The organism is Streptomyces sp. NPDC007189, from assembly GCF_040703635.1.
In the GTDB taxonomy this organism is placed as follows: domain Bacteria; phylum Actinomycetota; class Actinomycetes; order Streptomycetales; family Streptomycetaceae; genus Streptomyces.
Genome location: NZ_JBEYEY010000032.1, coordinates 25,384 through 36,204, shown reverse-complemented (window position 1 = coordinate 36,204; position 10,821 = coordinate 25,384). Strand labels below are relative to the sequence as shown.

Here is a 10,821-nt window from a genome sequence, read left to right as displayed (position 1 = left end):
GTCAGCCCGCCCCCTTGCGCATACCTCATAACGTCGGCATACCGCAGGGATCATGAGGCGTCAGCCCCTACGACACCACGCTTTGAAGGTCAGTAGGCCGCGGCGGGGTGGGTGCGGGCCAGGAGGAGGGTGATGTCGTCGTCGACCGGTCCGTCAGGGGCCAGGGTGTCGACGACCGATGCGCAGAGGTCGTCCAGACTGGAAACGGGGGCGGCGAGAGCGGTGCGGAGCTCTTGCAGCCCGCGGTCGACGTCGTGGTCCATCTCGATCAGACCGTCGCTGTACAGCGCTATCACGCTGTTGCCCGCCACCTCCACATCGGCCGATTCGAAGGACCCCAGTCCCACCCCGATGGGTGCGCCCGGAGGTACCTCGGCGAAGTCGACCGATCCGTCCGGGGAGACGATGAGGGGTGGGGGGTGGCCGGCACTGGCAAAGGTGCATCGCCGAGTTCCCGGGTCGTACACACCGTAGAGGCAGGTGGCCCCGATGCCCGGTGCTGTGGAGGCGCCTTCGCCTTCGTCGGAACAGTCACGGGCGATGTCGATGGCGAGTTCATCCATGAGACGCAGAAGTTCGTCGGGACGCACTTCCAGCTTGCTGAGCGCACGGATTGTGGCGCGCAGGCGTCCCATGGTCAGGGCTGCGTTGACGCCGTGCCCGACGACGTCTCCGACGACCAGGGCGACGCGGCAATCGGACAGCTTGATGACGTCGAACCAGTCGCCGCCGACGCCCCCGTGCGTGTCCGCGGGCAGATAGCGGGTGGCCACCTCGACTGCGCTGCCGCCCGACAAGTGATGGGGCATCAGGTGGCGTTGGATCGCCAGCGCGGCCGTTCGCTCTCGTGTGTATCGCAGGGCGTTGTCGATGATCAGCGCGGCCCGGGCCGAGAGCTCTTCGGCAAGAGTGAGGTCCGTCCTGTTGAACGGGACCGGGTTCTGGCTGCGCACGAAGACGGAGATGCCGAGCGTCGCACCGCGAGCCTGGAGGGGCACGATCATGAGGGAATGCATTCCGGTCTGACGTATGACCCGGGCCCGATCCGGATCGCTGTCGAGCCAGGTACCAGGGGAGGTGTCGAGAACGGGTTCGAAGTAGGACCTACGACTTGTGAGTACGGCCGTGAAAGGGGATGCCGGCGGGACGTAGACCGGCGTACCACGCGCCCACAGAGACTCGCGGAGATCCGCGTGGATGGAAGCGGCGCCGGCGCGGTAGAAGCCGGGGATGCTCGTGTCGGTGGACTTGAGGCGTCTCAACGGCTCCTTGTCCAGTGGCACGGCTTCGACGAGATCGATGGTGACGTAGTCGGCGAGATTCGGTACCGCTGTCTCCGCCAGCCTCTGGCTGGTGACCAACGGGTCCAGATCAGTCCCTATGCGGCTTTTCGCCTCGTTGAGCAAACCAAGTCGTCCGCCCTGCTGCCCAGTGCCGACCTTCAGAGCAATAGAACATACGCCGAGGGGTCGGCCGTCCGGTCCATCGAGACGGATCAAGGCGACACTGTAGTAGCCGTCGTTCGCCCGCGCCGCGGCCGGCCGCAGTTCATGCCCGAGGACCGGCACATCGGTGGACAACACGATCTCCATAGCGTATTGGAGAAACTCCGGGTGACGAACGCGGAGCACGTCGGTGACATGGCCACCCAACTCCAGCTCGGAGCCGTAGATATCGTGATTGTGAACGCTGTCATTGAACCAGATGCAGCGCAATTCCCGGTCCCAGATGACCAGGCTGATCGGCGAGTGGCGGAAAAGTGCCTCCACAGCCGCCGGCTCCAGGCCTGGCCGGCCAAAGGTGTTCGGCCCCCAGAGGAGCCAGCCCCCGCTGGCTTCCGGGTCCAGAGGAGTAAGCCGTAGATCCGCGGTTGCCTCACGGCCGTCACGGCGCCGGATCCGCACCCGCCCTGACCAAGGGCTACCGGCAAAGATACGGCGAGTATCCGGACTGCCGGAAACCAGCAGCCCCTCGACACGACTGTTGAGTACTTCGTCAGCCGAATAACCCCATAGGCGTCCGGCAGCCCCGGTCCACACGGCCACCGTCATGTCGGCACTGAGCACTGCCAGGACGTCAGCCGAAGGCACAGCCCACTCTTCGGCTGACGATCTCGCGGAACCATCAGTGGACATACTGCAACTATGCCGCGCATGTGCCGGCCCCTCCACGTCAGGAGGTCACACTGCACAGGTGAAGATCACCCACGGCGCCTGGCGGCAGCGGCGGCCGACGCAGTGGTAGGCCGACGCACTCAAGGATGGTTTCTCAGCGCCGTGGAAAAGACGGCACGGCCATATGACACAACGCATCTGCGCTCCGGCCTGGTGGGCTGGAGCTGCTCCCGCACCCCGTTCTGCTCGGAATCCGGCGTGGGCAGCGTGGCACTCCACTGACCCATGACCGTAGGTCACGGACGCGCAGCTCGGTGTTCACCAGCTCTACTCACAGGGAAAGCCCCGCCTCAATAATGCGGGACTTTCTCCTCTCAATCTCGCACAGCCCTCAGGTGACGGACTTCTCCCTCCATGAACCCTAGAAAACACTTCGAGGACGCTGTACTCCCGGTTCTCCTTGAGAGAGCCTGCTCCGAGCGTCACGGCGTCAAGATATCCGCTCAGCCCCTTGAAGAGGACTTTCAATGCTGTCCCCACCTACCTCCCCGGAAACCTCATAGTGATACCCGGCTCGGAATAGCTTTCGTCCCCTGGTGCCGTAGTAGAGCCGGGCGATGAGGTTCCTGGCTGTGGGGTCGTAGTCGGAGCTCCCCCGGCCGCCCGGAAGGTACAGGACCCCGTCTGTGAGGATCCCTGCCACGATGAGCAATTCGCTGTTGGCACTGTAGAGATAGCTGGTGGTCCTGCCGTTCTCCGTGAGGGTGGCCGGATCGACCTCAGCGTTCCAGACCAGGGTCTGATCACCGGAGGCGCCGAGGCGGTGGGTTGCCCTGCTCGTCGTACGTGTAGCACTCGCCAAGCCGCTGACTTCCGCGCGCGTCCGGACAGGCTGTCTCGCGGCCGTCAGGACGTGGTGCCCGCACCCTGGGGTCAGCCAGATCGCGGCCGGTGAGCGATCGGGACACAGCCCAATCGTTTCGGTGGGCCGGGCACCACGTGGGAGGGTAACCGCGTAGGGCCGGATGCTCGGCCACATGAAAGCCACGAAAGCACGCTGGGCGGGTTCATCCGTACGGGACGGCTCGAGCCCGTCGGGCGGTGCGGTGTCAGTTCGGGGCGGACGGCGATGCGGGGGCTGTCACGCGTGGCAGGAAGGTCCCTCGCACCAGGCCGACCACGGTACGACCCGCCAGCGCCGCCCAGGCGCAGGTGGCCACGGCCAGCAGGACATACGTGAGCGGCTCCCGGTCCCGGACGCGCTCCACGGCAAGCCAGGACACACCGTCGGTGAACGCCGCAGCGTAGGAGAAGGCGAAGGCCCAGTGGCCCGGGCCGAAGGGCGCCTTCCGGTAGGTCGAGAACATGGACACCTGAACCAAGGCCATCAAGGCGGCGTACCCGCCGAGCAGTTCCGCGATCAGGTCCAGGTGCCCGCCGTTGATCGCGAACCAGGCGTTCCCGGCCACGACCGGAGGGGCCACCTCGACGGCGATCGTGGGCAGGAGCGGCGGAGGCAGCATCGGCTGAGTGAACAACCGCACCAAGACGATCGACGCCAGGACCAGCCATGAGATCACGCCGTAACCGAGCATGACGCGGGCCGCGGTCGACCAGCCGAGAGTGGCGCAGCCGGCGGCAGCGATGAGCCCGCCCGCGGCGGTGGGCAGGAAGTACGCCGGGTGCCACTTCACGAGCGGGATGTCCTCACGGATCCACACACCGGTGAGCCAACTCCCCACGAGTATGGTGAGGGCGAGCCCGGCGAAGAACACAGCCTCACCGGCACCTCGCGCATGCCCGGCCAGAGCCACACCCAACGGCATCAGCGTGATCGCTGCCAGTGACGTGAAGGGACCCATCGCCGGGTCAGGCAGCTCCCTGCGCAGACGGCCCTGCGCCGCCACATTGCGCACGTAGGCCGGCGCAGTCACGAGCCACAGCACCGCCGACAAAATCCAGAAGACGTCCGCAGGCCACTCGGCCATTCCTACCGCGTTCCGGGCGATGGTCCAGCACTGCGCAAGGCCGGCGGTCCCGAAAGCGACCCCGAACAGATTGGGCGTCAACCGGTACGGCGCACCCTGAACCGTCGTCATACCGCCGACACGCCTCCTCCACCATGACACAAACCACCGCATAATCTGCGATGAACGAAATCGTAGAGAGATCACCCACTCCGCACCGGAACGGCACACAGGGAGGGCGACGAAAACCACGGCCTGAGCCGCCTTGTCCTCCCGCTGCCCGGGGCTGCGTCCGCGGCCGCACAATGTCCACCCGCGCCCGGCCCTGGACCGCGACTACCGCCGCCTCCCTACCCAGCTGGACCGGTCGGCCTGGCAGCCGCCCCGCTGAGCGGCGGCGGGTTCCGAACAGGTGCGGCCCTGCTCACGGCGTTACCGTGAACTGGGGGAGAAGGACGTTTTCCCTGAGTGCAGTGTCCAGGCCGGGGGGCCTGGACGGAGCGGGGCGGCGTGCTCGAGTCGGCCGTTCCCCCATGGCTGCGGAGTGCTTGGAGCCATCCCCATGTCCCACCACCTCGACTCTCCCGCGGCTCGGGCGGACGCCCGGTTGAACATCTGCGACACGTACGTCTTCCGCGGCGACCGCGGAACGGTGCTGGTGATGAACGTCTGCTCCGATGCGGCAGGACCGGACACGCCCAAGGGCTTCCATCCCGAGGCCCGGTACGAGTTCAAGATCGACAGCACGGGCGACGCCGTCGAGAACCTGACCTACCGCTTCACCTTCGGTGCAGCGGGCGCCGATGGCGCGCAGAGCCTGGTGCTGCGGCGTCTGGTGGGCGAAGACGCGTCCGACGACCACGCGCAGGGCGTGCTGCTGCTGTCGGGTACCACCGGCCGGGAACTGGCCACCGAAAGCGGGCTGCGCGTGTGGACGGGCCGGGCCAGCGACCCGTTCTGGATGAACCCGGCCGTGGTCGAGGCCGTCGGCCACGCCTTCCAACAAGGCACCGACGTCGACGTCCCCGCACAGGACGCCTCACAGGTCTCCAGTCTCTTCGCCGGACAGAAGATCCTCTCCATCGTCCTGGAAGTACCCGACACCGGCCTGCTGCCCTTCACCCGTGACACCCACATCGGCATGTGGGCGACCACGGCACTGGCCACCGACGCCGGCGGACGGCACCGGATCAACAGGTGCGGCCTTCCCATGGTTTCGCCGATCTTCGCGCAGTTCGACGACGAACTGGCTGAGAAGCTCAACCAGACGGCACCGGCCGACGACCCGCAGACGTTCGGCGACGTGATCACCGATCGCGTTGCCGCGGTCGTGGCCGCCCGCGGTACGACGACGGACCCGCGCGGCTACGGCCGGGACATCGCCGACCGTCTTCTCCCCGACGTCCTGCCTTATGTGATCGGCACTCCCGCGGTGTTCGGCTTCACGAAGTTCAACGGCCGCGCGCTGACCGACAACGCCGGCGAGGTCATGTTCTCCCTCACCACCGACAGCGCGCTCAGTATCGGACTGTCCCAGGACGCCGTCGACACCCCGACCACCTCCTCGTTCCCATACGTGGCCGCTGCCGTCCGAGGCCGCCACTCGCCTGGCGTGACGGTTGTTCATCGTCAGGTGGAGGCAGATTCGCGCGAATTTGGCTGCCAGAACGGCTAATTGCCCCTCGAATCTGCTCTGTCAGAGCAACGAACCATCGAGCAGGAAGCCACGAGTTAACGATCTGTCCGCCCTAAGCACGGAGTGGCAGCCTTTGCGGGTTCGAGGTTCCATCTGCCGATGAAGTCACAGTGCAGGCAGCGCAGTTCGGTCCATGACCGGTCGAGAACGCGGTGATTGCGCCTCCGACGTTCGGCGGGTGTCTCGGCCCGGTCAGCGGCGATGTGCCGAGCGTGTTGCCGGTCTGTGGCGTTGTCGACAAGGTAGAAGCACCGAATGGTGCGGTCAGGGCCAGAGTTGTAGCGGAATCCGATCAACCACATGACAGTGTCAATCATGTCGTTCCTCAGGTCCGGCGAACGCATTGCTTCGCGTAAGCCATGTGCTCTGCGAGGCGTGTCATTCGTTGAACGGCGGCTCGAGCAGGTGGCAGCTCTGCGCCTGGATGCATCCGATGGCGAACATCATCGCGCGTGCCGCATTGATGAAGTCGGCGCCCTGCACCATGCGCACGCCGGACTGGTCGCTGGATTGGGCAGCAGGCTCACCGGGTGCCGCTGTCAGATGCTCGGGCCGCGCTTGCGGACCCTCCGGCAGCCAGGACAGCGTTTCCGGCGGCTGTAAGAGCAGCAGCCGCGATCACGATGCGCCGTACGAGCTTTCCCATCGCCATTCCTCTTTCCTCGCATTACCCGATCGTCAACACGACCAGTGTCGAAGGGAAAGGTGCGCAGCGCATCGCACAATCTAGGGATTGGTCCATACTCAGACAGGCATCCTTGCGTCAGCCTGGCAGTCGGTGCCCAGGGAGAGACTGGTGCCGACGCTCCGGAGCTTGTGCTGTCAGAGACGGTCGGCGTCCAAGATCGCCTGGGCGAACGCTTCCGGCGCTTCCTGCGGCACGTTGTGACCTATGTTGGTGAGGGTGCGGTGCGCGTACGGACCGGTGAATTTGGCGCGGTACGCGACACCATTGCCCGCCGGGGTGAACGGATCCGACGCGCCGTCGATAGTGATCGTGGGCACGGCGATGGCCGGACCCTTGGCCAGCTTGGCCTCGATGCCGTCGTAACGTGGGTCGCCCGGCGCGAGATCCAGCCGCCAACGGTAGTTGTGGATCACGATGCTGACGTAGTCCGGATTGTCGAAGGCCCGAGCGGTACGGTCGAAAGTCGCGTCGTCGAAGTGCCAGGTCGGGGAGACGTTGCGCCAGATCAGTTTGGCGAAGTCGTGGCGGTGCTCGGCCAGGCCCAACTTCCCTCGCTCGGTGGCGAAGTAGTACTGGTACCACCACGCCCACTCGGCCGCCGGGGGCAGCGGCTGCTGGTTCTTCTCCCGGTCGGTGATGAGATAGCCGGTCACCGAGACCAGGGCCGTGCAGCGCTTCGGCCACAGCACCGCGATGATGTCTGCCGTCCGTGCGCCCCAGTCGAAGCCGCCGAACAGCGCCCTCTCGATCCGCAAGGCGTCCATCAGGGCGATGACGTCCAGCGCGACCACCGCCTGCTGGCCGTTACGGAAGGTCTTCGGTGACAGGAACGTCGTAGTGCCGTATCCACGCAGGTAAGGGACGATGACCCGGTATCCCTCTGCGGCCAGCATCGGTGCGACGTCGACGTAGCTGTGGATGTCGTACGGCCACCCGTGCAGCAGGATGACCGCCGGGCCGTTGGCCGGGCCGGTCTCGGCGTAGCCGATCCTCAGTTCACCGGCCCTGACGTGCTTCAACGAGCTGAACGACGTATGTCCCTTCGCTCGGCCGGCTGTCGCCGCCCTGCCTCTGGCGGGCGTGGCCGCCGACGCGGACACGGGCGAGGAGTCGAACCAGCGCGCCAGCGATGCGGCCGTGGTCACCGCGGCTCCTGCCCCGATGGTCTTCCCGAAGGCCCGCCTATTGATCATGAGAACCCTCCTGTGGATGCGCCGGCCTCCACCGCGGTGACGTCAGCCAGTGCCCGGGAGCGGGCGGTCTCAGGCCGGTCAGGGCGAATGCCAGGAACTCCGGGGCGCCCGATGCGGCGGCCGTCGGTCCTCGATCGTTCCGGTGCGGCGTCACGGGCGTGGCCTCGTTGCTTCCCACGAGCGCAGCGGTACGAAGGTGAGGACGTCCTTCTCCGGGACATGGGTGGTCATGGTGACGAGGTGCTCATGGCGCATGCTCCTGGTCGCCCGCGTCCCGGGCAGCGCGAAGACCGGGTGTGTCCGGATCCCAGTCGGGCCGTATCTCGCGAGTCACCGCACGCAGGTCGCGACGCAGCTCCTCGATCGAGGGCCGCCCCCAGTACCAGGAGCCGTTGCAGACGCTGGGGAGGAGCAATCCCAGTTCGCTCAGCCGCCGCCTGGTCCCGGTGTGTCGGTCACGCTCATAGTCGGGAAAGGCGCCGCCAGGCGCGATGTCAGCGCGCATCGGTACTCCCGGGGAAGCCGGAGGGCGGGGCGTTCGATCCCACACGGTGAAGGGCTGGGAGCACACCAGCCCCGCGTATCCTGTCCAAGATCGACCACTCCCAGCATCATGAGCAGCCCGTTGTGGCTCGTGGCTGGTACACCGAGCCCCACGCGACCACCGCCTGGATCCACCGTCCCGCGCCTACCGGTGGCTCGCATCCGCTGGATGCCCCAGGCGGATCCGCCAGGTCGGGACCCGCACCGTCTGGCACGCCCTCGCGCGAACCCGAACCCCGCTGCTACGACCCTGTCGGCCGGATCGGGCGGGCAAGCGGCTCGGTCCCGGATCGTACTGCAGCAAGGCGGCCGCCTCGGCGGCTGGCCGAGCATGCCGATGTGGTCGCGTACGCAGTCGTGACTACGCGCCGGTCGTGCATACGCAACCCCGCTCCTGCGTCTCTCCGCCGCGCGAACAGGCCACTGCACGCACGCACACGCCGCGAGCTGATCTTGCGCCGGGCCACGGAGTTGTTCGGCTACAGGGAGACGACGAAGGCGCTGCCCAAGGAAGCCCTCTGGGAGCGCGCCACCGCAGACCACCAGGACGCCCTGGGTGCCGTGGCCGGCCGTAGGCCCTGGAGTGCCGGACGTTCGCTTTGTGGACAGTGGCGGCGCTGTAGTGAAGCAGTACGGTGGAAGGGCCTGTTTGGCGCGCCGACTGTGCAGGCTCGGTGCGGGAACCGGCACACCAGGCGACCGCCGACCCGCAGTCGTCCCCCGCACGGCCTGTCAGTGGTCGCTCTGTTCAAGGACGCCTTCGACGCCGACTCGTGGGCCTTCGCCCGAGGCCGAAGACAGGCCCGCGCAAGAGAGGTGGCGTGGTGGCCACGTTGAAAGCTGTGAATGTGGGGATGCCGCAAGACATCCCCTGGCACGGAAAGACCGTACACACCGGCGTCTACAAGCAGACCGTTGCAGGGCCACGGATGGTACGCCGGCTGAACATCGACGGGGACGGCCAGGGAGACCTGGGCGGGCACGGCGGTGAACAGCGGGCCGTACTGGTCTACCAGACGGACTCCTACCGCTACTGGGCGAACGAGCTGGGCCGCGACGACCTCGTTCCCGGGCAATTCGGCGAGAACTTCACCGTGGACGGGTTGCCCGACGACGAGGTCTGCATCGGCGACCGCTACCGCATCGGGGACGCCTTGTTCGAGGTCACCCAACCCCGCGTGACCTGCTACCGGGTCGGTCTGCGCATGGGCGAGCCACAGATGGCCGCACTGCTCGTGGCCCACCACCGCCCCGGCTTCTACCTCCGTGTGATCGAGGAGGGCGAGGTCGAGGCCGGACAGGAGATCATCAAGGTCTCCACCGGCCCGGAGGCGATGACCGTCGAAGAGATCGACCGGGTGCTCTACCTGCCCGGACACACCCGTGAACAGGTCGAACGGGCCCTGCGGATCCCCGCGCTCAGCCCCGGCTGGCAGAGTTCCATGCAGACGCTGCTGGACCAGGCCGACAGCGAGGGTGCCTCCTCCGGCAGCGCCGGACTGAACACCGCCGCCACCGCACCGCCGCCCGCCTGGCCGGGCTTCCGCCCGCTGACCGTCACGCACCTCCAGTCCGAGAGTCGCAGTGTGTTCTCCCTGCACCTGGCCGCCGCAGACGGCTCGGCGCTGCCGGCCGCGCTGCCGGGACAGTTCCTCACCGTCAAGGTCCGGCCCGGAGGCAGCGACCCGCCTTTGATCCGCAGCTACTCCCTGTCCGGCGAGCCGGGCACCGGCGCGTACCGGATCAGTGTGAAGGTCGAACCGCACGGTGCCGCCAGTAACGCGTTGCGCGCCCACATCCGGGTCGGCGACCATCTGGACGCCGCGGCGCCCCGTGGCACCTTCCGCCTGACCGACGGCGACAACCCAGTGGTGCTGGTGTCGGCGGGGGTCGGTGTCACCCCCGTCCTGGCCATGCTGCACTCCCTCGCCCGCGACCACTCCACGCGCCAGGTGTGGTGGCTGCACGGAGCCCGCGACGGCACCGAGCACCCCTTCGCGCAGGAAAGCCGCGACCTGATCGCCACCCTCCCCAACGCACGGTCGACCGTCTGCTACAGCCGTCCCGCGCCCAGCGACCAGCTGGGCGCGGACTACACGGAAGCGGGCCGCCTCTCGGCCGAGCTCGTCCGCCGGCTCGGCCCACCGACCGACGCCGACGCCTACGTGTGCGGCCCCACCGTGTTCATGGACAGTCTCACCGCCGCGCTGGTGGACTGCGGGCTTGCCACCTCCCGGGTCCACACCGAGATCTTCGGAGCGGGCTCCGCGCTGACCCCTGGGATCAAGGGCTCTTCGACCACGACCGCGCCCCATCAGCCCGCGGGCCCTCCCGGCACCGGACCCGAGGTCTCCTTCGCTCGCAGCGGTCTCACCGTCCCCTGGAACGAAGACCAGGGGTCCTTGCTCGAGCTCGCCGAAGCCTGCGACGTCCCCACCCAATGGTCCTGCCGCACCGGTGTCTGCCACACCTGCGAACTCGCCCTCATGTCCGGCGCCGTCCACTACTCACCCGACCCGGTCGAACCTCCCGCCGAGGGCAACATCCTCATCTGCTGCTCCAAGCCCGCAGGAGAGGTCGTACTGGACCTGTGACACGACAGCCCGCCACGCCTGGGCCC

Annotated in this window: 5 protein-coding genes and 1 pseudogene; 2 read left to right on the top strand and 4 right to left on the bottom strand. The window is 67.4% G+C overall.

Translation table 11 applies throughout. The annotated features are described in order from the left end of the window. Positions 1-89 precede the first annotated feature (89 nt). Complete coding sequence (locus AB0950_RS38040; protein ID WP_366780528.1) at positions 90-1,769, bottom strand: SpoIIE family protein phosphatase; 1,680 nt, start codon at positions 1,767-1,769, stop codon at positions 90-92. A gap of 1,454 nt (positions 1,770-3,223) precedes the next feature. Continuing rightward, a complete protein-coding gene (locus AB0950_RS38035) occupies positions 3,224-4,333 on the bottom strand; it encodes a TDT family transporter (protein ID WP_366780527.1) in 1,110 nt (369 codons plus the stop codon). A 310-nt stretch (positions 4,334-4,643) separates the two neighbouring features. On the opposite strand from AB0950_RS38035, the gene AB0950_RS38030 reads away from it, so the two are divergent. After that, a complete protein-coding gene (locus AB0950_RS38030) occupies positions 4,644-5,756 on the top strand; it encodes a DUF4331 family protein (protein ID WP_366780525.1) in 1,113 nt (370 codons plus the stop codon). A gap of 426 nt (positions 5,757-6,182) precedes the next feature. Here AB0950_RS38030 and AB0950_RS38025 read toward each other — a convergent pair. Beyond that, positions 6,183-6,266: pseudogene (locus AB0950_RS38025) on the bottom strand (glutamate synthase-related protein); the annotation flags it as partial. Positions 6,267-6,599: 333 nt separating this feature from the next. Then, entirely contained in the window at positions 6,600-7,658 is a 1,059-nt protein-coding gene (locus tag AB0950_RS38020; RefSeq protein ID WP_366780524.1) for an alpha/beta hydrolase, read from the bottom strand. Between the two features lie 1,397 nt (positions 7,659-9,055). Here AB0950_RS38020 and AB0950_RS38015 point away from each other — a divergent pair. Continuing rightward, the gene (locus AB0950_RS38015) at positions 9,056-10,795 is read left to right on the top strand and encodes an MOSC and FAD-binding oxidoreductase domain-containing protein (protein ID WP_366780523.1); all 1,740 of its coding nucleotides are present in this window, start codon (positions 9,056-9,058) and stop codon (positions 10,793-10,795) included. Positions 10,796-10,821 lie beyond the last annotated feature (26 nt).